The sequence below is a fragment of the uncultured Microbulbifer sp. genome (genome assembly GCF_947489355.1).
In the GTDB taxonomy this organism is placed as follows: domain Bacteria; phylum Pseudomonadota; class Gammaproteobacteria; order Pseudomonadales; family Cellvibrionaceae; genus Microbulbifer.
In genome coordinates this window covers 70,452-95,300 of sequence record NZ_CANLDD010000007.1, presented here as the reverse complement: position 1 = coordinate 95,300, position 24,849 = coordinate 70,452, and the positions used below count along the sequence as shown (strand labels likewise).

The window sequence follows — 24,849 nt, the reverse complement described above, 5'->3', positions numbered from 1 at the left end:
GCTTAATATTGTGCAGAAACTCAGATACAGAGGAAGTCTCTCGTGTGATATCCCTCGATGGAAGCGTAACCAGGACCGCAACAAAGACCAGAAACCCTCTATAGTATTCACATAAACTTCATGAAAACCGTCACCATCTTCGTCCCGAGCATACTAGCCAACACTGTGGCAAACAGACTTGTGTTCGTAACCCCACTCTTCCAATCGGTCATAAATGTTGTATTCATCTGTGTAAACCAAAGTGCCCGGAGCGATAGTGGCCTCAACTAACGGTCGAATCGTTGCTTGTTTAACATTTGCAAGCATGCGTATCGCAACCTGGCCACCCCGCTGGATCATGCCAAAAATGGGTGGCTTTTCTTTCTCCAGAGCACTACCTTGCGCCACCGTTCATACTTCCGCGGTATCCCCCCGGATACAGGTAAGTCCGGATAGTTCAGCCTGCCAAAAGTGGCCAACCAAGCGCCTCTAAAGGCGTGTCGGACTGAACCTATCCGAGACAGCTTTGCATTCTCTGTGCTGTCGGCCTGTACTGTATTGCCCTATCCCGTGAAATTCCGCTTTGTGCAAAACACCGTATCGAGGGGCACTGAAGGGCAACACAGCTCAGTATCAGGCTTCAAGGTTCATTGGTATCTGGCAGCGCCAGCGCTTCACGAATATCCTGCCAGGATACCAGTTTGAAATTCTGTGCCGCATCGGGCATACGGTTACGACCGTCCTGAACAACCAACAATCCCTGCGGATATTCGGCGCCCAGATTGGCACTGGTTACTGCCAAGCCGTCGGTTTCCGAGCTGGCATCTATGCCCGCGTGGATATTCGGACCCAGGCGGAAATTGCCAATAAATTCGTTGCCATCGCGACTGTACAATGCATAGCTGTCATTGCCCTGGCTGGAAACGACCAGGTAGCCGCTATCGCCCGCCCTGTATAATCCCAGACCTTCCACATCCGCAACCAGGTTTTCTTCGTCCGCTTCCGCCACCAACTGCGGTCGCGCACCACCGGCATCAAAGGCGTCCAGGTCCAGCCGCCATACCCCGAGATCCTCCTCGCCAAAGAACAGCCGTGCGTTTTCGTCGTCCACCACGCAGCCTTCCACCTGGCTGCCGACATCCAGTCGGGCACTCTGGTGCAGCTGCCAGTTTTGACCATCCTCGGGCACCTGGATTTTCATCTGGTGCAGGGCACCTACTTTATCGGAAACCCAGGCCAGGAGGTCATTGCCATTCCGGTAGAGGCACAGACCATAGGGATCTTGCAGGCTAACTGAACGCAGGCCCAGATGTTCCACTCGCCCGCTCCTGTCAATGGCGAACAGATCGACACCCGGTGTTGTGCGGTTGGATGCGGCCGCGAGGGCGCGATAGCGGGGGTGCGTTATAGGGCGTATATCCACATTGTTCACACGTCCCACCGCAAAGTGCTGAACCAGTCTGCCGGATAAATCGTAGACATTCAGGCCCCTTTTTTTATCGGTGCCAAAAATCAGGCTGTTTTCCGGCGCTTCGGGGTTGACCCAGATTGCCGGATCATCGGCGGCATCACCGGCGGATACCACGGGCTGTGTCTGGGCCCGAGCGGGAATACGCGCAGCGACTACACCGGTTCCCGAGGGCGCTTCCCGCAGCCCCGATAGCGGCGGCGATGCATCAAAATACAACAGGGCATCCCTGTCGTTATCCAGCACCAGCAGTGATCCATCCAGCAGCGCAAGGGAAACCGGGTTGTGTGCCTGCGCAATATGAATACGCCACTGGGGTCCAGCGTCCGCGGCCTGCAGGTCGTAGCGCTGCAACTGATCACCTGCAGCCAGCCACATATGGTTAGTGGCAGGCTCTACCCACAAGCCGCCAAAATCCTCACCAAGCTGCGCGGTCGATATCAATAACTTGCGTTCCTCATCCTTTTCAGCATCGGCATTCAGGCTGATCACGCCAAGGGGGGGCTGGGATATCAGCAGGCGCTGGGTGATCACATCCACCGCACAGGCATTGACCTGCTCACCGAAGTACAGCGAGCGCACCTCAATCAATGCCCACTGCCGGATGCCCGGCTTGATCAGATACTCGTGCCCCAGACCGTCTTCTCCGATGGCGAACAGTTGGGTGTGATTCCCCTGGCGGGAAAAACACAGAGCACTTTGCGGGGGCAAGTCGGAGCGGCTGCCGAGGTATTGGATCGCCGGACCTTCGCCGGAAGAGGGCTGGCGTATCCTGTACAGGCTTATTTGTGCCTGCGCATCGCTGTAAGCGGCCACCAGTACACTGCCATCTGCCTGTTCCTGCGCGGCCAGTTGCTCCAGGTTGCCCGCTTGTGCCGCCAGGGTGTCACCACCCCAATCCAGCAAAAGCAGTCCACGGCGCTCACTGGCCAAGAGAAGGCGTTGCCGGCCGTCAAGCTGCACCGGCACCATCTGCTCCGCTTTAATAGCGCCCAGAGCAATTTCCTGCCTCGGCAGTTTTTTCTCCCCCTGTAAAGGGGTATCGGATGTACCATCACAACCGCTCAGAAGAGCGCCCAGCAGTATACCTGCAGTACAAAAACACGTTCTTTTCATATCAGACATCAAATCAATAAAGACAAAACAACAAAATCCCAACTGGTTCACCGGGTGTGCTTAAAGCCCGCCCTGCCACAACCGGCTTTCACCAGTGGCAATCGCTGAGATTGCCACTGAATAGGGCCCGGGACAGTTGCACCGGGATTGATGGGCGACTGGCGGCAAACAGGCCCCAAAATACCTGTTGGATCAATAAAAGCTGCTATAGCTCAGGCCCAGTGCATAGGTGGGACCATACTCTTCATATTGCCCATTGAAACCGGCACTGTGCACATAATAGGGTTCATCGGTGAGATTCACTCCGGTGAAGGTCAACTGCAGACCGTTGTCAAAACGGTAGCGGGCGGAAAAATCCAGCTGCAGGTGATCATCCTCATAGCGATCACCTGCCGCGTTTTCAAGATCCACTTCCAACAGGCGTTCACCGCGGAAAGCGGCGGACAAACGCAGGCTGAATGCATCGCGCTCGTAACCCACGACAAAGTTGCCCACCACATCTGCCTGCGAGGGCAGGGAGATGCTGTCACCGCGCTGCCTGTCCGCCCCCAGGCCAAGGCGCGCATGAGAATCCGTCAAGGTGGCGTTGGCGCGCAGCAAAAAGCCATTGTCAAAGCCCCTGGTCCAGGCCAGCTCAACGCCACCGATACGGGCGTTGTCGCCATTCATGGGCTGCAGGACTTCCGCTTCCTCCACCGGCAGAGTCCCCACATACTGACGGAAATCCGCTGTGCTGGATGCATCGGACAGGACAATAAAATGGTCTATGTGCTTGTGAAACAGGCCTACAGAAAACATACCCAACTGATCGGCGTAGTACTCGGCGGAGAAATCCAGATTGCGGGATTGGTAAGGTTGCAGGCCGGGGTTGCCCGCTTCCACTTTCAACTCGCCCTCATCGTACTCGATTTTGGCTGGAGAGGGGTTCAGGTAACCAAACGAGGGTCGCGACAGGGACTCGCCATAAGCCGCACGGAGTACGATGTTGTCGTTGTAGTCGTATCTGAAATTGACACTGGGGAAAAACAGCCCATAGTCACGCCGGTACTCGACTCCACTGGCATAGACCCCTTCGGCAATAAGCTCGGCCTGGGGAATGGGCTCCTCCGACTCAACCACCCGCACACCCTCGGCAGTGAAGTCTGTATACTCATAGCGCACCCCAAAGACCCATTGGGATCGCTGCAAATCCACCGTATTCATAACATAGAGCGCACTGATATCCTCGCGCATGGTGTAATCGCGCGCAGAAGACAGTGCAGTTTCGGCTTTATCCAGCGCAAAGTCGGCGAGATTGGCGTTGATAAAACGATTGAGGCTGCCGGCATTGATGCCCGGACCAAAAGTATCCAGATGGTAATCAATGTCGTTGCGGACAAAGTCAGCCAGAGTGTAATCGCCTGCGAAACTCTCGTAGACCGTCGCGTTCAAGTCCCCTTGCTTTTTCCGCTGACGCTCGTGCAGGCCAAACTGTACGGTGGACGGATTGCCGGCCCATTCGAGTTCACGACTGAAATCCAGGCGCAGGCTCAGTTCCCCGTCCTCGGTGTGATTGTCCTCGATGACCAGTTCATCCAGCTGGTAGCTGGCCGGGTCCAGCACTTTCTCCAGCCCTTCACTGCCCACGGCCATACGCGGGGTTTTACCGGCTTCCACGTATCCCAGGCGCAGTGGTTTTAGAATAAAAGTGGTATCGCGGCGGTGGGGCTCCGATTCCTCTGCGTGAGAGTATCCCAGGGCATAGGAGAAATTCCAAAGGTCAAAATAGTGCTCGCCACCGAAAACCACAGAGAGAATTTCCTGTTGTTCCCGACGATCCTTGAGGGATTTTTCCAGCGCTGCCTCCTCCCACTCTACCGAATTATCCGAGATACTTTCCGGCGCATCCCGCTCCGCATCCAGTTTCCAGGCATTGCGCTGGCGGATTTCCTCGTCTGAGAAGTCTGAATACAGACTGTGCAGGTAGAGGCTGGCCTCATTGCCGAGATCCAGATCAAAATTGGCCGCAACGCCGGTGCGCTCCCGCGTGATTGTGTAGTCGCGCTGCTCAATCTCACTGGCACCGATACCGGTGCTGCCATCCACTGCGCTAAAGCGCTCCCAGCGGCCATCGGTTTCGATATTCTCCGAGCCGAAATGGCGTTTTTGCTGGCTGACGGCCAGGGCCACACCCAGCCTTCTGTCACTGGGCAAAGCAAATACCCGAGTCATGCTCGCGGCAAGTTTGGGGCTGTTTTCTTCCTGCAGGCTGCTGTAGCTGTTCTCGGCACTGAACTTGTATCGGCTGTCTTCGTAATCCAGGGCATTGAGGCTCTTGATTTCGATGGCCCCACCAATCGAATCGGCACTCATATCCGGGGTCAGGGTCTTAAAGACTTCCAGGGTGGCGAGCAAATCCGAGGGGATAACATCCAGAGCCACGGCACGGCTATCGGTTTCCGGTGCAGGCAGGCTTATCCCATTGATCGTCGCAGCATTCAGGTTGGGATCTATTCCGCGCACGCCCACAAAGCGGCCTTCGCCCTGATCGCGGGCAATAAATACACCGGGCATTCTCTGCAGTGCCTCGGTCACATTCGCATCCGGCAGTTCACCGATCGCATCGGATGTCTGCACCGCCACCAGTTTATTGGCGTCCCGTTGACGTTCCATATCACTGCGTGCATTGCTGGCCTGGGCAGTAACCACTACCGTCTCCATGGCCTGTGGTCCGTCTTGCTGCGCAATCGCACCTGCCGCACTAAAGGCAGCAGCGAGCGCCATCAAAGGCATGTCCAGCCGCCGCAAACACTGGCTTTTATATTTCATCACATCCCCACTCCCACTTTGCCGGTGGCGTCTTTAAGCGCTGCGCAGACTAAGCGGTGACTATGACTGTTGCGTGACGTTTTTTTTAAGGTGTCATTAATCCTTCAAATTTGATCGCTAATCTCCCTATGAAAAGCTGAAGCGTGCGTGGACTAGCGTTTGCTATAGAGTGGGTACAGCCCGGTGCCCGCTCAGTACCGCGGAGATCCATCAAGACGACGGATCACACCCATCAACGTCCTTTATCGGAGCAAAATGTGAGCCAGGAACCCAATCAACCCCCGCGACGCACCCTGCTGAAAACCCTGGGTAGCGCAGCGGCTGCCGGGGCTGCCGGCAAACTCATGCTGTTGCCCGGCTGCAGCAGCAAGGATAAAAAAAGCCGCAGGGATAACCTCTCTTTTACGGAAATTCCACACACCCTGGATTCCGAACACCACCTGCCTGAGGGTTACCGCGCCGACATACTACTGCGCTGGGGGGATGCCATCCTTGAGACAGACGCACCTTTTCGCCCGGAAAGCCTGGACAGCAAAAGCCAGCAACAGCGTTTTGGCTACAACAATGATTTCATCGCTTTTATGCCGCTGGCTCCGAATGCCCCTTCGAACCGGGGGGATATGCACGCCCAGAGCCGCAACAGCGATCGCGGCCTGTTGTGTGTCAATCACGAATACACCCAGCCCCACCTGATGTTTTCCGGCTACAATGACGCATACAGCGCCACTCGCGGTGTCAGTGGCGCGCATGTAGCGGTGGAGCAGGCCGCCTGCGGTCACTCGGTCGTGGAAATCGAGCGCGGCCCGGATGGCTGGCAGATACAATTAAGCAGTCCCTACAACCGGCGAATTACCGCAACCACGGCAATGGACATCAGCGGCCCGGCCGCGGGGGACAAGCGACTGCGCACGGCAGAAGACCCCACTGGCAGACAGGTGCTGGGCACCATCGGCAACTGCGCGGGCGGCAAAACCCCCTGGGGGACAGTACTGATCGCGGAAGAGGGATTTGGCAGTGCCTTTCAAGGGGACCCCGAAAAAATAGAAGACCCCCGCGAGGCGCGCAATCATCGCAACTTTGGTATCACCCCCTCGAACCGCAACTGGGGGAACTATGATCGCCGCTTCGATATCCAGGTGGAGCCCAACGAACCCAACCGCTTTGGCTGGATGGTGGAATACAACCCCTACAATCCAGCCTCCAGACCGCGCAAGCTCACAGCACTGGGGCGCTTTGAGCACGAGGGATTTACCCTAGTGTGCAAGCCTGGCCAGGCGGTGGTGGCCTACGGTGGCGACGATGACGAACACCAGTTTGTCTACCGCTTTATCTCCCGGGGCATCTATCGGCCCGAAGACCATGCCGGCAACCGGGAACTGCTGACCGAAGGCACACTCTACGCCGCAAGGTTTGCAGACAATGGCCAGGGGGAGTGGCTGGCGCTGCGCTATGGGCAGGGGCCGCTCACAGAAAGGAACGGGTTTCGCAACCAGGCCGATGTTCTGATCGATGCACGCCGCGCCGCGGCTCTACTGGGCGCCACCCCCATGGATCGCCCCGAGGACGTGGAGACCAACCCCCATAATGACTGCACCTACGTGATGCTGACCAAAAACAAACAGCGTCGCAAAAGCGATATCGATGCCGCCAACCCCCGCGCGCGCAATACCCGCGGCCACGTCCTGGAAATTGCACCGCCGGGGACCACAGGTCACCGCGACCACACAAGCGATCATTTCCAGTGGCAGCACTTTTTACTCGGAGGCGATCCCAATGCCGGGGACCCCGCCGAGCGGGGTGCCTATGGCCAGCAGTCCAGCGACAGCATCTCTCCCCACGGCTGGTTTGCCAATCCGGACAATGTCGCCTTCGACCCCCGCGGCAATATGTGGATAGCCACCGATGGTTGCGAGCGCTTTGGTTTTCACGACGGTCTCTGGGCCATGGCCACCGAGGGCCCCCTGCGCGCCGCGCCAAAGCACTTTTTTGGATGCCCGCGGGGTGCCGAAGCCTGTGGCCCGGAATTTACACCCGATGGCAAAACCCTGTTTGTGTCTGTACAACACCCCGCGCAAGGGCGCAGTTCCACCTATGACAACCCCCTGCACCGCTGGCCAGATAACGACCCGCAGTCCCCGCCACGCCCGTCGGTACTGGCCATCTACCGGGTCGATGGCAGGGAGGTGGGCAGCTAGGGTCTGCTCCGCCCTCCACAGAGCCTGGAGATCCTGTTAAGTGTTGAGTTTTACAGCGGTGGGTGTCTACCGATACCCCCATCCCGATAGAAGCGCTACAAATCAGATTGAGAAGAACTGCTGAATCCCCAGCAATACATTCGTTGTTGCCACCGAGGCCAAAATAAGCCCCATTACCCGGCTGACAATACTGGCACCGGCAGGTCCAATTAAACGGTACACCCACTTGGCCATCAGTATGAGCACCAGCACGATCAGCAATACAGCCAGCATTGCCGACGCGGCTTTCAATTGATGCATCACATTGAAGCGATTATTGTCTGTCAGAACAACGGCCGCGAGCATTGCCCCGGGTGAAGCAATCGAGGGCACCGCCAGGGGAAATATGGCCGTTTCATGGCCCTCCCGCACAAATTCCATCTCCTGTTCGGGCTTGCTTTCGCCAAAAATCATGGTGAGGGCAAACAGGAACAGCACAGTGCCACCGGCAACCTCAAAAGCGGACAGCGGCACCCCCATGGCCTCCAGTAAAAACTGACCCGCAATCAAAAAGAACAACAGAATAGCGGTGGCAACCAGCACTGCCAGACAAGCGATCCTGCGCTTTTTCCATTCGGCGTGTCCGGCGGTAACCGCAATAAATACCGGCAGTGTACCCACCGGGTCGATCACTGCGAAGAAAATGACAAAGCTGTTGATCCAATCGTTCAATTGTTACCCCGGCGTACCGTGCTACTATCCTTTCGCGCTCCAGTGCAGATCGCAGGCCGACATCAGATCCCAAACAACAACGGTACGAAATTGCGCCAGTATTTCAGAGGTGGCCATCAAACAAATCCCGGAAGACGGGTTTGATGGCCGGGTTGATACCCTGTGCCCCAGAACCAAAGTCTAGTGTATGACCAACCACTCACCGACCGCCCGCCGCATCGCCAAAACCATCCTGAATGGCTTCGATGCGTACTTTGCAGATTTTCAGAACATCACCCTGGGCGCCAAGGCGCGCTTCGAAACCGCTGCCTGGCAGGCGGTGCGACAGGTCAGCAAAGCGCGCATCGACCTGTATAAAACCAAGGTCAACCAGGTGTTAAGACTGGTGCACTCCGTCACCAGCAAAGACACCAGCCACCTGGCGCTATGGCGGGATGCCCGCGCCACCTACGCGCAGTTGATCGCCAGTCACAGCAATTACGAAATCGCCGAAACCTTCTTTAACTCGGTCTTTTGCAGCCAGTTCGACCACGCCCATATTCACGACAGTAATATTTTTGTGAAACCCTCGCGCACCCCCGACGACAAGCCCCTCAGGGATTACAGTATCTATATCAGCTACAGCGCCCGCGATGGTCTCGAACAGATGGTGGGAGAGATCCTCACGGACTTCGGTTTCTCCGTCCCCTGGGAAAATCTGCCGCGCGATGTGGAGAATATCTGTGCCGCTCTGCGCTCGGTGCCACTGGCCAATCTGGAGAGCGCGAAACAACTGCGTGTGGACATGCTGGAGTCGGTGTTCTATCGCAACAAAGCCGCCTACCTGGTCGGGCGTATGATCTTTCACGGTGAAGTGGTGCCCATAATTCTGCCCTGTCTGAACAATGGCCGCGGCGGCGTCTTTGTCGACACCCTGCTGCACAGTAACGATTCCGCCAGTATCATCTTCAGCTTTACCCGCTCTTACTTTATGGTGGACGCGCCCATTCCCTCCCGTTTCGTGCGCTTTCTCTCCACAATTATGCCCCTGAAGGAAAGGTCCGAACTGTATAATTCGATCGGCTTCCACAAACACGGCAAGACAGAGTTCTACCGGCATATTCTCGCCCATATGAAAGTGAGCAACGATCAATTTGTGATTGCGCCGGGCATCAAGGGCATGGTGATGAGTGTGTTTACCCTGCCCTCTTACCCGGTGGTATTTAAAGTGATTAAGGACCACTTCGACCGACCAAAAACCGTCACTGAAAAAATTGTCCGCGAACAATACAAGTTCGTATCCCGCTCCGACCGGGTCGGGCGCATGGCGGACACCCAGGAATACACCAACTTTATTTTCTACCGCAACCGCTTCAGTGAGGCGTTGCTGCAGGAACTACAAAATCTTGCACCCTCCAAGCTGTTGATCACCGACAAGTGGGTCATTATCAGGCATCTCTATGTAGAGCGGCGCATGGAGCCGCTCAATCTGTATTTGCAAAGCGCCAGCAAAGAGGAAACCCGCGAAGCCATGGAGGAGTACGGCAACGCCATCAAGCAACTGGCCGCCGCCAATATCTTCCCCGGCGATATGCTCCTGAAAAATTTTGGGGTCACCCGACACGGCCGTGTGGTTTTCTACGATTACGACGAGCTGTGCCCTCTGACCGAGTGCCACTTTCGCAAGATTCCCGAGGCGCAAACCGCCGAGCAGGAACTGGCGGACAAGCCCTGGTATACGGTAGATGACGCGGACGTATTCCCCGAGGAGTTCCGCCTGTTTTTCTCCGGCAATCCCACCGCGCGCGCCGCCTTCGAGAAGCTTCACAGTGATCTCTACGACTACCGTTACTGGAAGCGGCTTCAGGATCGCATACACGCCGGCCATGTGGAGAGCGCATTCCCCTACCGGCGCAAGTGGCGCTTTCGCCGCCGCTCCCCGGCGTCTGCACACAGACAGTAGCTGGGTAATAAATAGCTATATTGGTAGAAGGTCTCCGCTACTTGAACAGGTGATGCGTGCGTATTCGTGCATGGGGTGCAACCCCTGTGGCCCTGGCCCTGCTATCCGCCAGCGGCTGTGGTTACTTCCCCAGCGAAATGGCCATTGCGGGCAAGGAAAAGGTGCCCCCAGCCCATACGCGAATCACCGGCAAACCCCAGGTTGTCAGCTGTACAACCCCCGCACGGGGATTCCCCCCGATTCCCTTTGACGATCTCTACCTCTTTACCAGCAACCTGCGCAGACCTTTTCGGGAAAACCCCGGCCTGCCTGTGCAGTATGATGTCAACGCCTACGTGTGGGGGGGAGAACGCTGTGCCCCGCAGGCCTTCTGCAACAACGGGGATTACTACTGGCTGATCGGCCGCGGGCCCGGCGACGACTTCCAGACCTGGGCGATCACACCGCACTATCCGCGCATGACCATTCAATCTCCCTGCAGCGAACAACTGCAGGTGGGGCAGCGCTATCGCTTCTCTTTTAGCCGCGGACAACTGGTGGGCTTTAGCCCGGACTGAGGGGCTCAGGCGGTGCTGTGCTGTTTCAGATAGCGATAAATCGCATCCTGGGCGCGGCATCCCCGCGGTGTGTTACTGGCCAGACGCCGGTTGCTCTGCCCCGCATCCAGAATCCGCGCCTTCTGGTTGTCACTCCATTGCAGCTCGAGGATTTTGCGCACTATGCCGCGATGCACGCTCTGGATGATGGGGAAGGTCACCTCGACCCGGTGATCCAGATTGCGTGTCATCAGGTCCGCCGATGACATCCATATCAACTCCTCCCCCCCATTGTGGAAAATATACACCCGCGCGTGCTCCAGGAATTTGTCCACCAGGCTGATCACCTGGATATTCTCCGAGAGCCCCGGGGTTTCACAGACCAGCGTGCACATGCTGCGCACGATAATGCGAACCTTGACCCCGGCAGCGCCGGCGCGGTAGAGGCGCTCTACCATCTGGCTGTCCACCAGGTTGTTGCACTTGAAAAACAGCTCGGCACGGCGCCCCTGGGCTGCCGCCTCTATCTCCCTGTCGATCGCCTGCATCAGGGCCGCGCGATTCGTGAGCGGTGAAACCGCAATATGCTGAAATACCGGACGGCGCCGGGTGGAACGGATCAATTCAAACACGTTGTAGACATCCCGCCCCAGTGCCTGGTTGCTGGTGAGCAGGCTGAAGTCACAGTAGATGCGCGCGGTATTCTCGTTGAAATTGCCCGTGCCCAAATGACTGTAATATCGCGTCTGCCCCTCTTCCCGCCGGATAATCGAGATCAGTTTGCAGTGCACCTTTAAGCCGGGCACCCCGTAGACCACCTCGACCCCGGCATCGCGCAGTTCCTCTGACCAGTGGATATTGGCCAGTTCATCAAAACGTGCGCGCAATTCCACAACCGCAACCACCTTTTTGTTATTGCGCACCGCATTGATCAGGGCAGCAACCACCTGGGAGTTTTTTGCCACCCGGTAGAGATTAATGCGAATTTCACGTACCTGGGGATCGATGGCGGCGGAAGCCAGCAAGTTGGAGATTGCGCGAAAATCGTGATAGGGGTAGTAATAGAGGCGGTCGGCACGGCGTATATGGGAGAAGGCGCTCTCGCCGCAGGGTAGGGTCGGCAGCGGTACCAGAGGTTTGTAATTGTGGCGGGCAGCACCCGCGGGAAATTTCATCAGATCCTTGGAATTGTGGTAACGCCCTCCCGGCGTGTAGGTATCGTAGCGCCCCATCTTCAGTTTTTCCTTCACCAGGTTCAGCAGCGTTTGCGGCATTTCCGCATCGTAGGCCAGGCGCACCGGATCGGCCCGCCTGCGCCGCTTGAGGGATTTCTCCATGCGGTCGACAAGATTCTGGGTAATCTGCTCGCCCAGTTCCAGCTCCGCATCCCGGCTGATTTTGAACATATACGCACGCGCCGAGCGAATGGGCAGGACATCGCGAAATACCTCCATCAGGCAAGCGCGAATAATATTGTCGAGTACGATATAGACCTGTTCGCGCCTGCCCTCGCGCGGGGGGATCAAGACAAAGCGGGACAGTGTATTGGTGGGAATATCCATCGCTGCACAGCGCAGCGAACCGTCTTTCAACTGCAGTTGGATCGCAAAGTAGATACGCGCCTCATTGAGCAGGGGCATGGTTTCGCGGTCATCGATAAAAAACGGCTCCAGTTCCGGCAGTACCTCCCGGTGAAAATAGTCCTCCACAAATTTTCGCTGCCGCTGCGTTAATTTGCTCTCTTTCACCACATGAATATCCTCTTTACCCAAACCTGCCAGCACCTTGGCATAAGCGCGGGCGTAGCGCCTCTGCAGGCGCAATACCCGTTCGTTAATCTGCCCGAGCAACTTGGCAAAGTGCTTTTTCTGCTGTTCTCCTCTGGCAAAAGCCGCGAGGCGGCGCACATCCGCAACGCGCACGCGAAAAAATTCATCCAGGTTATTGGAAAAAATCCCCAAAAAGCGCACCCGTTCGATAATGGGCACGCTTTCATCCTCCACTTCCTGCAATACCCGCTCGTTGAATGACAACCAACTCAATTCTTTCGGGTAGAGGGGTATATCATTAGGCATGGGCGATCTGCGAAAATACACTCGGCTTCCTGTGAATTTCCATCTGCCCCGGGGGAGTGGCAACCGGGCCAAACCCGGCGGCTATGGACCCGTTACAACCCGATGTGCGCTACAGAACCGGTGACTGCCGACCGGCTGCGCTGCACACCCGGATACGGGGAATGCCACAAAAGCTGACCCCCGACCTCAAAGGCCGGTTTCCCAATGGCCGGGGACGCCTATCTTGAGCACAGGGTTATACCGTTAATAGTAGAGCAGTTTACCGTCTCAATTCACGTGGGAGCCGGGATGCCAATGCAGACTCCGATAGAACGCTACGCCGCCCTCGACCTGGGTTCCAACAGCTTTCACCTGCTGCTGGCGGAATTCCGCGGCCAGCGCATGCTGCGCCTGCATACGGACCACGCCATGGTGCGGCTCGCCGAGGGCCTGGATGCGAAACGCCACCTGGACCCGGTGGTTTCCAAACGCGCCCTGGCGGCACTCAAACGCTTCCGGCCGGTACTGGAAAAGCTGCCCTCGGACCATATCCGCGTGGTGGGTACCAATACTTTACGCGCCGCGGCGGCCAGTGCGGACGCCTTCCTCGAGGAGGCGGAGTCCATCCTCGGCGCGCCGGTGGAAATTATCAGTGGCATTGAGGAGGCTCGCCTGATTTATACCGGTGTGATGGCCGCCGCGGATGAGCCGCCACGGCAGCGTTGCATTATCGATGTTGGCGGCGGCTCCACCGAACTGGTGCGCGCCTGCGAAGCGCCGGAGCAACTGCAGAGCCTGTATATGGGTTGTGTGGTTTACAGCAAGCGCTATTTTGCCGATGGCATTATCGGCAGGTACTCCGTCAACCATTTCCATCGGGCACAGCGGGCGGCGCGCGCGAAATTGCAGGAATTACAGCACATGGCCGCCGAAGCCGAGGTGATTGGCTGCTCCGGCACCATCAAGGCCGTATCCCGGGTACTCAACGGCGGCGAAGTGGCCGATATCAAGCGTGGGGACATCGACCAGTTGGCAAACACAGTCGCCGGGGTGGAACATATCGCCGAGTTGAACCTGCCCCATCTGGAGGAGGAGCGGCGCCCGGTTTTTGCCGCCGGCCTGGCGATACTCCACGCCATTTTCTGCGAACTGGACATACAGCGCATGGCGGTCTCCTCCTACGCGATCCGCGAAGGCATCGTGCATGACCTGGCCGGGCGGTTGCACGGCGGGGACCGCCGCACCGAGACCATAAGGGCAATGATGCAACGCTGGCAGGTGCATACCAACCAAGTCCGCCGCGTCAGCGATACCGCACAAAAGCTGCTGCAGCAGTTGCGCCCGGCCTGTCCACCCGAGGGCAGGCAGCGGTTGCGCTGGGCCATTCAATTACACGAGTTGGGCCTGGCGCTGACCCACAGCAGCTTCCGCAAGCTCGGCGCCTATATGATCAAACATGCCGACATGGCGGGTTTTTCCAAAAGTGAGCAGGAACACCTGGCCTACCTGGTGCGCAACCAACGCGGTCGTATCAAAAAACCCAGGGAACACTACGGCTTCCACCCCAGCCCGGACCTGCTGCTGTGCCTGCGCCTGGGCTGTATTATCCACCGCGACCGCAGCGAGCGCTCTCTGCGCGGCATCAACCTGGCCGACCAGGGTGACGCCTACCGCCTGCAGATCGAGCGCCTGTGGCTGGACGACAGCCCGGCCATCGAGGAATTGCTCTACCAGGAGGAGCAGCACTGGCAATCGCAACCCCATCCGCTGCGCCTGCTGGCCGTATGACTTCCCCCAGGGTTGACGATACGCACAGGCTGCGCACCGGGCTCAGCACCACTTTCCACCCTACACTCAGTCACTATGAAACTCAGCGAAGTTACCCTCAGCCATCATTACGCCGATCTGGGTGACGCCTTCGGCACCCGCATCGCCCCCACGCCGTTTAGGCACCCCAGGCTGATCGACACCAATCCGGCAGTACTCAGGCTGCTGGGCATTGATCCCGAAGAGGCCACAAACCCCGCCTGGGCCCAGTTGGGCTCGGGCGCCAAACTGTTCAAGGGCAGCCAACCCTTTGCGATGAAATACGCCGGTCATCAGTTTGGGGTCTACAACCCGGATTTGGGGGATGGCCGTGCACTGCTGCTCGGGGAGATCGAACAGGCCGGGCGGCGCTGGGAACTACACCTGAAAGGCGCCGGCCTGACCCCCTACTCCCGCTTTGGCGACGGTCGCGCGGTGCTGCGCTCCACCCTGCGGGAGTACTTGGCGGGGGAGGCCCTGAGCGGGCTGGGCATCCGCTCCACCCGCGCCCTGTGTATTGTCGGCAGCGACGAGCCGGTCACGCGCGAGCAGATTGAACATGGCGCCATGTTGATACGCGTGGCCGAAAGTCACGTGCGCTTCGGCCACTTCGAATACCTGTTTTACACCAAGCAACTGCAGGCCCTGCAACAGTTGATCGGTGAAATCTGCAAGCGCTTTGTCGCGGATTCCCAGGGGCTCAGCGCGGGCGGGCAGGCCGAGGTGCTGTTGCGCTTCACGACCAGACGCAGCGCCGAACTGGTGGCCAACTGGCAGGCGGAGGGCTTCGCCCACGGTGTACTCAACACCGACAATATGTCGATCATCGGCGATACCTTCGACTACGGCCCCTACGCCTTTCTGGACGATTACGATCCCGCATATATCTGCAACCACTCGGACCACACCGGTCGCTACGCCTTCGCACAGCAGCCCGGGGTGGTGTTGTGGAACCTGAATGCCCTGGCCCATGCCCTCTCCGCTGTTGTGGACGTGGAAATCCTGCGCGACTGTCTGGAGCAGTTTCAGCCCATGGTCACCGATGCCTACGCCGCGCGTATGCGCGCCAAACTCGGTCTGGCCACCGAGGAGGAAAGCGACCACAAGCTGTGTGCGGCGCTGCTGCAGTTGCTGCAACACAGCACTGCGGACTATGCCCTGTTTTTTCGCGCCCTGGCCCGCTACCGCGGCGAAAGGCCGGCCTCGGCACTGCGCGAACAGATCCCCCCCGCGCAGCACGGTGAACTGGCACAGTGGCTGGCGCACTACGATAGCCGTCTGGCGCGGGAAAACAGCGACGCCCGCAGGCGCAGCCTCGCCATGCTGGCGGCGAACCCAAAATACATTCTGCGCAATTATTTGGCACAGAAGGTCATCGAGGCAGCCGAAAATGGCGACTATCATCCATTGCGGACCCTGCGCCGGCTGTTGCAGTCCCCCTTCGAGGAGCACCCGCAACACGAGGTCTGGGCCATTGCCCCACCGGAATCCGCCAAGCGCATCCCGCTCAGCTGCTCCTCCTGAGGCGCAGTGACCCACGCGCTGCCCGGATAAGGCTGCCGGAGATCGATTTTTTGCGCATAACGGTTTCGAGGGCAAGGTACCGGCGGTCGCAGTATGTGAATTTTTATAATATTCTGGTCACAACCTAATAATAGAGGAACAATAACTGATGATAAGAAACCTGTTGTTGGTCACTTTCAGCCTTTTGATCGCCCTGCAGGCCAGTGCCGCAGACGTTGTGGGCCATTGGCGCACCATCGACGATGAAACCGGCCAGCCCAAGTCCATTGTGGAAATCTACGAAAAGGATGGCAAATACTACGGCAAAATCGCAGAGCTTCTGTCGGAGCCCCGTGACACCGTCTGTGAAAAATGCCCCGGTGAACTGAAAGGCAAACCGCTTGTGGGCATGGATGTCATCACCGGTATGGTGAAGAAGGGGGACAAGTACACGGGCGGGAAGATTATGGACCCCGCCAAGGGCAAAGTGTACGACTGCAAGTTTTGGCTGGAAGGCGACAATACGCTCAAGTTGCGCGGTTACCTGGGGTTCCTCTACCGTACCCAGACCTGGCAACGGGTGCAGTAGCCCGACAGCGGCACAGGCCCGCCCCCTGGGGCGGTGCCTTGCCCTGGCAGCGGCAAACACCCAAGCCCCTTGCAGTCAGGATCACTCTACAGGACCACCCTGCCACGCGCCCCGCTGGTGGCCCGCGCCGCTATGACCTTGTCATCTTCACCGGTATCGATGCGCACCCTGGCGCTCATGCCTGCGCGCAGGGCCGGTGCATCCTTGAGCGGGTAGAGACGCAGCCGCACCGGCACCCGCTGTCCCACTTTCTCCCAGTGGCTACCGGCACTTTGCCCCGGTGACGGGGCGAATTCGCTGTTGCTGGCGGGACTCATACTGTCCACCTGGGCCTGCCAGCGGAAATCCGGATAGGCTGCCAGGGTGACCTCCGCCTGCTGGCCTACACGCACGCGACCCAGCGCGGTCTCCTCCAACTCGGCCTCCACCCACAGGCCGCTGGAATCGATCATGTCCAGCAGGCGGGTGCCGGCCGTGGCCATTTCCCCCACCTGGGGGAGGGTATTGGCAATAGTGCCGTCCACCGGGGCGATCATACGGGTGCGCGACAACTGGAAGCGCGCCCTGTCGAGCTGCGCCTGGGCCACTTTCAGATCGGCCTGTTCCTCCAATGGGATGCCCGGATCACCGCCCAGTTTTGCGCGCAGGCTGGAGAGCTTCTCGGCATTGATCGCAATCTGCGCCCCGGCCTTATCCAGTTGCTGGCGTGCGCTGTCCAGTTCCGCCTCGGAAAAAGCCGCCTGGCCGAGTTTTTCATTACGCGCCAACTGGCGCCGGTAGAATTCCGCATCTTTGCGCGCCTGCTGCAGGGCCGCATCGGCTTCGGCATACCCGGCGCGGCGCGCCAGCAGCCCGTTGCGTACCTGGGCCAGGCGCGCCTCCGCCTCCACCACGGCCAGTTCAAAGGTGGTGCGATCTATCTGGATCAGCAATTGCCCCTGGCGCACCGGCTGGTTGGCACTCACCAGCACCCGGGTGATTATGCCGCTCACTTCCGGTGCCAGGGAAACCTTATCCGCTTTCACAAAGGCATGCTCGGTCTCCACCAACTGGGTACCGCCAAATACGCGCCAGCCGGCTGCCAGGATGACAACCGCCAGTACCAGGCCCAGTTTCCACAGGGCCACAGGGCCCAGCTGTAAGTGCCACTTGTCAGTCACATTCACTCTCTTCGGGTGTCAGATTTTTGCGCAGCCGCTTCCATTGCCACTGCCACTGTTGCCTCTCTCACAGGCTGTAGAAAAAACATTTTTCAGCAGCCTGCCAATCCGAACAGGGATGCTCGGGTCGCAAATCAAACATGTAACGGCTTGATTTGTCGTAAAGGGGTTTGCGGACATGCGCCGCAAACCCCGGTTCCGTAGCCCGGGTCTCGGGCGGGCAGGAACAATTGTGTAGTGACCGGCAAATGGCCCTGGGCAACCCATGTCTGATCCCGGCCACAACCACTTTCCCTGACGCGCCCTGCCCTTTTTAAGGGGGGCTCATTATAGACCTGATTAATATTTCATCAATGGGGGGAAATAATGGTATGGCGGGCCAAGAAAAAAGGCGGCTCTCGCGGCCACCTTTTCACTGGCTGGATGAGGACTCTGCCTACTTTTCCAGCAGCTCAACCCTGTCCACCTTCTGGAAACCTCTCGGCAGCTTATTGCCACGGCGGCCGCGCTCCCCCCGGTAGTGATCCATCTCAGAAATTTTGATCCGAGTGTGGCGTTTGCCCGCGTGTACCAGCAGCTGGCTTTTGCCCTCAAGCACGGCGATACCGACCACCACTTCCTCGCGGCTGGCAACCCGCGCCGCGGTGATATTGATGATCTTGTTGCCCTTACCCTTAGACAGCTCCGGCAGCTCGGTCACCGGAAATACCAGCATGCGCCCCTCCGAGGTGACCGCCACCAACAGGGCCTCCTGCGGGCGATGCAGGATACAGGGGGGCAGTACCCGGGCACCCTTGGGCAGGGTCAACATGGCCTTGCCCGACTTGTTGCGCGAGTGCAGGTCCGACAACCGGGCAATAAAGCCGTAACCCGCATCGGAAGCCAGCAGGATGCGCTGGCTGTCCGGGCCCATCAGTAGCCCCTCGAAAGTGGCGCCAGAAGGCGGGTTGATACGCCCACTGAGCGGCTCGCCCTGGCCCCGCGCCGAAGGCAACGAGTGGGCGGCGATAGCATAACTGCGCCCCGAACTGTCCAGCAGCAGGGCCGGCTGGTTGCTCTTGCCGCGCGCGGCAAACCCCAGGCCGTCGCCGGCCTTGAAGCTGAGAGAGGCGGGATCGATGTCATGGCCTTTGGCCGCGCGAATCCAGCCCTTCTTGGACAGCACCACGGTGATCGGGTCGGAGGAAAGCAGCTCCGCTTCGCTAAAGGCCCTGGATTCCTCGCGCCTAACAATCGGCGAGCGGCGCTCATCACCAAATGCCTTGGCGGCGGTCAATAACTCTTTCTTGATCAAGGTCTTCAGCCGGCGCTCACTGCCCAGGGTTTTACTGAGGGTATCCCGCTCTTTTTCCAGCTCCGCCTGCTCGCCGCGGATTTTCATCTCTTCCAGACGCGCCAATTGGCGCAGCTTAGTGTCGAGAACGTAATCCGCCTGCACCTCGGTCAACTCGAAGCACTCCATCAATTCCTGTTTGGGCTCATCACAGGTGCGGATAATCTCGATCACTTCATCGATATTGAGAAAGGCGATCAGCAGCCCCGCAAGCAGGTGCAGGCGCCTCTCCACCTTGTCCAGGCGGAACTGCAAACGGCGGCGGGTGGTGGTGGCGCGGAAGGTCAGCCACTCGCGCAGTATTTTATCGAGGGCCTTTACCTGGGGGCGCCCATCGATACCGATCATATTCATATTGACGCGGTAATTGCGCTCCAGATCGGTGGTGGCAAACAGGTGGTTCATCACCGCTTCCACTTCCACCCGATTGGAGCGGGGCACAATCACCAGGCGTGTGGGATTTTCATGATCCGACTCGTCGCGCAGGTCGGCAATCATCGGCAGTTTCTTGGCCTGCATCTGCTGCGCAATCTGCTCCAGTACCTTGGCGCCACTGACCTGGTGGGGCAGCGCGGTAATGACGATATCGCCATCCTCCCTGTTCCACAGGGCGCGCATCCTGATGGAACCGCGACCGCTCTCATAGAGTTTGCGCATATCCTCGCGCGGCGTGATGATCTCCGCCTCGGTGGGCATATCCGGGCCGGGAATATGCTTGCACAAATCCTCGACGGTGGCTTTGGGGTTATCCAGCAGGGCCACGGTGGCGTTGACCACTTCGCGCAGGTTGTGGGGCGGAATATCCGTGGCCATCCCCACCGCGATACCGGTGGTGCCATTCAACAGGATATTGGGTACCCGCGCCGGCAGCACACAGGGCTCATCCAGGGTGCCATCGAAGTTGGGCTGCCAGTCCACGGTGCCCTGGCCCAGTTCCGACAACAGCACTTCGGAATATTTGCCCATACGCGACTCGGTGTAACGCATGGCGGCAAAAGACTTGGGATCGTCCGGCGAACCCCAGTTGCCCTGGCCGTCGATCAACGGGTAGCGATAGCTGAACGGCTGCGCCATCAGCACCATGGCCTCGTACACGGCACTGTCGCCGTGGGGATGGTACTTACCAATCACATCGCCGACAGTGCGCGCAGATTTCTTGTACTTGGCGGAATTCTTCAGCCCCAGCTCACTCATGGCGTACACAATACGCCGCTGCACCGGCTTCAGGCCGTCACCGATATTCGGCAGGGCGCGGTCCAGGATCACGTACATAGAGTAATCCAGGTACGCTTTTTCGGTGTACGCCTTCAACGGCAGACGCTCGGTGGCCTCATAGACAGTGGTGTCGGTCATACAGCACTCGTTGTTCGATTCGCGAGGAGCGGATTATGGCGGACCGCAACGGGAGGTTCAAAGGGGGTTGCGCACGGGGCCAGCCTGAGACGCAAGGTTCGAGGCGGAGATGTGGCATCAGCCGCGGTCAAGACACCACCCTCTAAAAAATACCCGCCAACTTACGATCTGCACTTGCCCCGGAGGGCACCTCAATACCAAACACCGCGCGCAAAGTACGGCGTAAATCCCCCACATCGGCGAGCATTTTTTCGATTTTGGGGCCATCGACCGGCAGGTAGCTCAACTGGCGGTCCAGCAGCACATGACGCCCCTGGGGCAATATCCGCGTTGCAATCAGCTGCTGCACAAAACGGGACTCCGGGTGTGTGCAGCAATACCAGTTGGCCATTTTGTAATCGCCTGCATTGCGGGGCCGGCAATCAAAGCGATACATGGGCTCCCAACGCTCCGCAATGCGGATTTCCAGCAGGTATTCCTCACCTGTGTTCACGCATCTAACCTCCGCCAACCATAGGAAAATAAGCTATCCAGATCAAGAGGTTAGCAACAATTCTGATTTTAGGGCTTCTCAGCTCAGTAACTTGAGGGGTAATTCGTAGGGGTAATTTTTAACAGAATTAACTTTTCAGATTGCCTTTTTTGGATGCTTATCCAGTAGTTTCTGAGCCGACTTCTCTGTGATTAATCCTTGCCTTGCTTAATGAAGCTACCTTGTCGGCAGTGTGGTTGTAGCGCTCCATCATACTGCGTGTCTTATGACCACTGAATTCTTGTTTGTCGCCTTTAAAGTCTGATATCCCCTTGATCTTTAGATCGTGAAATCGGAAGCGGGCAGGAATAGCACCAGTCTTTGTGGCGGTTTGTTGCTCATAAATCCAGACGTTGTTGAATCCACCACGGGTAAAGCCTTGCCCTCTCTTGTTGCGAATCAAGTGCATGCTTTGTGCCTTGCAGTCTGTGTTGGCTTTTAGCGCCAAATCAACCGCATCTTGCAATCTTTCCGTCCATAGCTTTAGCTGTTTTTTGCCAGTTTTCTGCTGATGGATCAGTAACCCCTCTTCGGTAATATCCTGTCTCTTCAAAGCCAGTACATCTTGCTGTCGGGAGCCGCATAGGTAGGCAATTTCCATGGCCGCCTGATGGGCTGCATGACCACGGGAGCCCAACCAAGAATAAAAGGCCAGGTATTCAGAATCTTCTACATACCGCCCTCCCCTGCGCTCCTTGAGCGGCTTTACGGCTTTAGTCGGGTCTTCAATTGATACCAAACCGCGAGCCTTTCCCCATCGAAATATAATGCTAAGGAATGAGCGTTCTCTATTTGCTGCTGTTGGATATTCTTGGCCCCTTGTGTCCATGAATAGCTGTATAACTGGTGAAGTAATAGAGTTTGGTTTCGCATTCCCAAAAACGGCGCGTAATTTTTTTGAATGTCTCAGATAGTCTTTTTGTGTCCGCGGTCGCAGCTCCTTAGTATATTGCGGTGAAGCAAAGTAGAGGTCTACCAGGTCGGAAATTGTGAACGATTTACCCTGCTGATCCTGCTCCCAGCGCTCATATTCTGCCCACACTTCCGCTTTAGTGGCATCTGGGCCGCAAAGGTGCCATACCCCTCGATTGCGAATCTTTACGCGGTAGCCGCGGGGATAAAGCTCAACCCAGCGAGGCATCCAGGCATTTTTAGGGGTTCTTGGTCTAGCCATTGACTGCATCCATGTTTATGCCCGTGGGTAATTGGAAACTTACACCCTTTGAATCAAGGCGATTCTTATAGATCAGCTGAGACTGATTGACCATTTCCCAGGTCACAGCAGGCTTACCATCTTTCCGGCGCACATAGGGAATCTGGTTTTCTTTCAGTACCTGCTTCTGGGTATCGGGGGACTTGGTTCCAGTCAGCCTGTGCAACTGTGTATCGGTTAGTATTTCGCTCATCTCACTATCCTGTAAATGATTGCGCGATCAGGACCGCGCCTATTGGTTATCCTATTGGCGCACAGCCAGGTAAAACCTCTGGCCGTCACGGGTGATTTCTCCAGCCTGTTCCAAGGCATCGAAAACGGGTTTGGCGGCTGGGTATCCACCGCGAATGCACTTGATGATGTTGCGTAACACGGGCCGGGTACCGAACTCTCCGGCGCAGATTTGGTTGGCCAGTTCAATCTGTTCCTGGCTGAGGTCGGCGTTTACAAACCGTTTAGGGTCCGTTGAAAACCGTTTAGCTGGCGTTGAGGACCGTTTAGAAACCGTTGAAAACTGTTTAGGAAACGTTGAGGAGCCCTGCCCTCCCCTGGGCAACCGTTTATCTACCGTTGGTAGCTGTTTAGCGTCATTTAGCAACTGTTTAGGCTCTGTTCGCGACTGTTTAGCGTCCGTTGAAAACCGTTTAGAATCCGTTGAAAACTGTTTATCTGGCGCTGAAAACCGTTTAGACCGTTTAGACCGTTTAGACCGTTTAGCTAAACGTTTACAAACCGTTGAGGCAGCGTTAAACGCTAGTAACGCCACCAGCCCTACCACATCTGTGATGATTGCCAGGGCGAGGAATCCGGCGTGCTGTAATCGCACGGGGTCTGTATTGAGCATGCTGGCCAGGCTGTTAAATGCACCGTGTGCGCTGGCGCCTGGTTTGGCTGTGGAAAGGTTCTCGATCAATTGGCTGCGCTGGGCTTCCAGGGCATGCAATTTGGGGGTGGTATCAATGGCGCGCTGGCGGTAGCCGTTGGCGGCATCTGTGGCGATCAGGCCGTTGAGGCTGTTGATCTGCTCTTTAATGCTGTTGAGCTGCTGTTCAAGCGCTTGGTATTCGAGGCTGCCCTGGGTACTGCGCTGCTGCTGTTCTTCACTATGTGTGGCGAGAAATCCAACAGTGGCAACAATACTGATCACCACCAGTAATGGCCATAGCGCGAGGAGTACATGGCCACTGAGCTGTCCCTGGGCGCGCAACCAGAGTCCCAGAGGCGCAAAACTAAACTTACACAGCTCCAGAGCAACGGCGGTAAGGCCGGCCACTACCTGGCTACCGGTAGTGCTGGGTATAGCGATCCACAGCTGCACAGTAAAGGCGAGGCTGGTGCCGCAGAAAATGAGTGCGGCGATGCCGGTGAGGGATTGCCAGAGTCTCAAGCACCACCCCCGACTAAATCGAGTCCCTGTTGTTTCTGCCCTGCCTCGCAGGCTGGGTTGAGCCACAGGGTTTCCGCACGTTCGCGGGCGCCGTCAGCAAGTGCTGCACGCTCTACCTTGTACCAGTCTGCGAAAAGTTGTTCATAGAGCGGGGACCGATAACCGGAGAGCACCACCATGCCTTCTACAGTGTGTAGTAACTCCGCCAGAGCCTTGTGATCCGTATCGGTCAGTTCATGGCGATAATCGTTACCACGCCCTCTTGTGCTGGTGACATAGGGTGGGTCTATGTAATGCAGGGTTTCAGGTGAGTCGTGCGCCTCAATAACCGCCAGAGCATCACGATTCTCAATGACCACACCACGCAGGCGCTCAACCAACCCGGCCAGGGCCTCCGGGTAATTCCTCCAGTCTTGCGACGGTATAGCTCTTTCCCCTTTTGAAAATCTGCGGAAACCCGTGACCTTGTTATGCGCATTGCTACCAAATCCCATACAGCTGCGAACTACTGTCCGCCGTGCCTGCTCCAAGGGATCGAGACTAGGTTCCTTACTCTGAGCAAATTCCTCGCGGGCATAGGGTGTTAATCTCAGGACCTGTTCTAACTCGACGCCTCTTTCACGCAGCACCCGGAAAAGGTTTACCACTTCCATGTCCAGATCGTTGTACACCTCTGCGGTGGATCGCTCTTTCCTCAGCAAAACAGAAGCTGCACCGCCGAACGGTTCTACATAGACGCGATGCGCTGGGAAGTGCTGGAGAATCCATGGTGCCAGCAACCACTTTCCACCAAACCAGCGCAGAACGGGACGGATGGGTTTTATATTCTGAGTCATTGCCAGTTCGCTTTTATTCGGTGCCGGCCTTACTTTCCACCAGCTTGCCGTCGATTATTTTGTAAATAGTTGCGGCGTCGGTTTCTTTATCAAAGATTTGCACCCAATCTACAAAGGGGTCTTTGGCTGTTTTCTCTGCCTTTTCCTTTGCTTCCTCCTCGGTTTCGAGTGACTCTTGAAAATCTTTTATCCCGCCCATCATTAAGTTATATGTGCCACAAAAAAATGCGTATCTTTTCATTAGGTTCTCCAGATTTTAAAAAAGGGGCCCAGTACTAAAGGCCCTAAGCTTGGGGGTACAGCTGATTGAATGCGCCAGGGGCGCGGT

General features: G+C 57.3%; 19 protein-coding genes. 6 read left to right on the top strand and 13 right to left on the bottom strand.

All coding sequences use genetic code 11. The annotated features are described in order from the left end of the window. Positions 1–153: 153 nt before the first annotated feature. From Q1A48_RS05405 to Q1A48_RS05395, 3 genes are all read right to left on the bottom strand, one after another. Entirely contained in the window at positions 154–387 is a 234-nt protein-coding gene (locus Q1A48_RS05405) for a transposase (RefSeq protein WP_299942208.1), read from the bottom strand. A gap of 232 nt (positions 388–619) precedes the next feature. Then, entirely contained in the window at positions 620–2,563 is a 1,944-nt protein-coding gene (locus Q1A48_RS05400) for a phytase (protein WP_299942206.1), read from the bottom strand. A 192-nt stretch (positions 2,564–2,755) separates the two neighbouring features. After that, positions 2,756–5,371, bottom strand: a complete 2,616-nt coding sequence (locus Q1A48_RS05395; RefSeq protein WP_299942204.1) for a TonB-dependent receptor — start codon at positions 5,369–5,371, stop codon at positions 2,756–2,758. Positions 5,372–5,628: 257 nt separating this feature from the next. Here Q1A48_RS05395 and Q1A48_RS05390 point away from each other — a divergent pair, with 257 nt between their 5' ends. Then, positions 5,629–7,566 carry a PhoX family phosphatase gene (locus Q1A48_RS05390; RefSeq protein ID WP_299942201.1) on the top strand — a complete coding sequence of 646 codons (1,938 nt, stop codon included), beginning with the start codon at positions 5,629–5,631 and terminating at the stop codon, positions 7,564–7,566. 102 nt (positions 7,567–7,668) lie between these two features. Here Q1A48_RS05390 and Q1A48_RS05385 read toward each other — a convergent pair whose 3' ends face one another. Next, a complete protein-coding gene (locus Q1A48_RS05385) occupies positions 7,669–8,277 on the bottom strand; it encodes a MarC family protein (RefSeq protein WP_299942199.1) in 609 nt (202 codons plus the stop codon). Positions 8,278–8,464: 187 nt separating this feature from the next. On the opposite strand from Q1A48_RS05385, the gene aceK reads away from it, so the two are divergent. Both aceK and Q1A48_RS05375 read left to right on the top strand, forming a co-directional pair. Further along, on the top strand, positions 8,465–10,219 hold the full coding sequence (aceK, locus tag Q1A48_RS05380; protein WP_299942197.1) for a bifunctional isocitrate dehydrogenase kinase/phosphatase: 1,755 nt from the start codon (positions 8,465–8,467) through the stop codon (positions 10,217–10,219). A gap of 56 nt (positions 10,220–10,275) precedes the next feature. After that, a complete protein-coding gene (locus tag Q1A48_RS05375) occupies positions 10,276–10,776 on the top strand; it encodes a hypothetical protein (protein WP_299942195.1) in 501 nt (166 codons plus the stop codon). Positions 10,777–10,781: 5 nt separating this feature from the next. On the opposite strand, the gene ppk1 is transcribed toward Q1A48_RS05375, so the two are convergent. Further along, positions 10,782–12,830 carry a polyphosphate kinase 1 gene (ppk1, locus tag Q1A48_RS05370; RefSeq protein ID WP_299942193.1) on the bottom strand — a complete coding sequence of 683 codons (2,049 nt, stop codon included), beginning with the start codon at positions 12,828–12,830 and terminating at the stop codon, positions 10,782–10,784. Between the two features lie 288 nt (positions 12,831–13,118). Between ppk1 and Q1A48_RS05365 the strand changes: the two genes are divergently transcribed. From Q1A48_RS05365 to Q1A48_RS05355, 3 genes are all read left to right on the top strand, one after another. Next, positions 13,119–14,597: a Ppx/GppA phosphatase family protein gene (locus Q1A48_RS05365; RefSeq protein WP_299942191.1), complete on the top strand. Its 1,479-nt coding sequence runs from the start codon at positions 13,119–13,121 to the stop codon at positions 14,595–14,597. Between the two features lie 75 nt (positions 14,598–14,672). Further along, on the top strand, positions 14,673–16,139 hold the full coding sequence (locus tag Q1A48_RS05360; RefSeq protein WP_299942189.1) for a protein adenylyltransferase SelO: 1,467 nt from the start codon (positions 14,673–14,675) through the stop codon (positions 16,137–16,139). Between the two features lie 148 nt (positions 16,140–16,287). After that, positions 16,288–16,707: a DUF2147 domain-containing protein gene (locus tag Q1A48_RS05355; protein WP_299942187.1), complete on the top strand. Its 420-nt coding sequence runs from the start codon at positions 16,288–16,290 to the stop codon at positions 16,705–16,707. 86 nt (positions 16,708–16,793) lie between these two features. Here the strand turns inward: Q1A48_RS05355 and Q1A48_RS05350 are convergent, their stop codons facing one another. The 8 genes from Q1A48_RS05350 to Q1A48_RS05315 all read right to left on the bottom strand — a co-directional run bounded on the left by Q1A48_RS05350 (position 16,794) and on the right by Q1A48_RS05315 (position 24,762). Then, positions 16,794–17,867 (bottom strand): HlyD family secretion protein, encoded by a 1,074-nt coding sequence (locus Q1A48_RS05350; protein ID WP_299942185.1) that lies wholly within the window; start codon positions 17,865–17,867, stop codon positions 16,794–16,796. Positions 17,868–18,303: 436 nt separating this feature from the next. Then, positions 18,304–20,553 (bottom strand): DNA topoisomerase IV subunit A, encoded by a 2,250-nt coding sequence (gene parC / locus Q1A48_RS05345; RefSeq protein ID WP_299942183.1) that lies wholly within the window; start codon positions 20,551–20,553, stop codon positions 18,304–18,306. 142 nt (positions 20,554–20,695) lie between these two features. Further along, positions 20,696–21,046 carry an arylamine N-acetyltransferase gene (locus tag Q1A48_RS05340; RefSeq protein ID WP_299942181.1) on the bottom strand — a complete coding sequence of 117 codons (351 nt, stop codon included), beginning with the start codon at positions 21,044–21,046 and terminating at the stop codon, positions 20,696–20,698. A 157-nt stretch (positions 21,047–21,203) separates the two neighbouring features. Next, entirely contained in the window at positions 21,204–22,259 is a 1,056-nt protein-coding gene (locus Q1A48_RS05335) for a tyrosine-type recombinase/integrase (protein WP_299942179.1), read from the bottom strand. Next, positions 22,252–22,491: a DUF4224 domain-containing protein gene (locus Q1A48_RS05330; RefSeq protein WP_299942177.1), complete on the bottom strand. Its 240-nt coding sequence runs from the start codon at positions 22,489–22,491 to the stop codon at positions 22,252–22,254. The genes Q1A48_RS05335 and Q1A48_RS05330 overlap by 8 nt, the downstream gene beginning before the upstream one ends. Before the next feature lie 51 nt (positions 22,492–22,542). Next, a complete protein-coding gene (locus tag Q1A48_RS05325; RefSeq protein WP_299942175.1) occupies positions 22,543–23,685 on the bottom strand; it encodes a hypothetical protein in 1,143 nt (380 codons plus the stop codon). Next, a complete protein-coding gene (locus Q1A48_RS05320) occupies positions 23,682–24,521 on the bottom strand; it encodes a DNA adenine methylase (protein ID WP_299942173.1) in 840 nt (279 codons plus the stop codon). Before Q1A48_RS05320 ends, Q1A48_RS05325 begins: the two co-directional genes overlap by 4 nt. A 13-nt stretch (positions 24,522–24,534) precedes the next feature. Next, positions 24,535–24,762 carry a hypothetical protein gene (locus Q1A48_RS05315; protein WP_299942171.1) on the bottom strand — a complete coding sequence of 76 codons (228 nt, stop codon included), beginning with the start codon at positions 24,760–24,762 and terminating at the stop codon, positions 24,535–24,537. Positions 24,763–24,849: the final 87 nt, after the last annotated feature.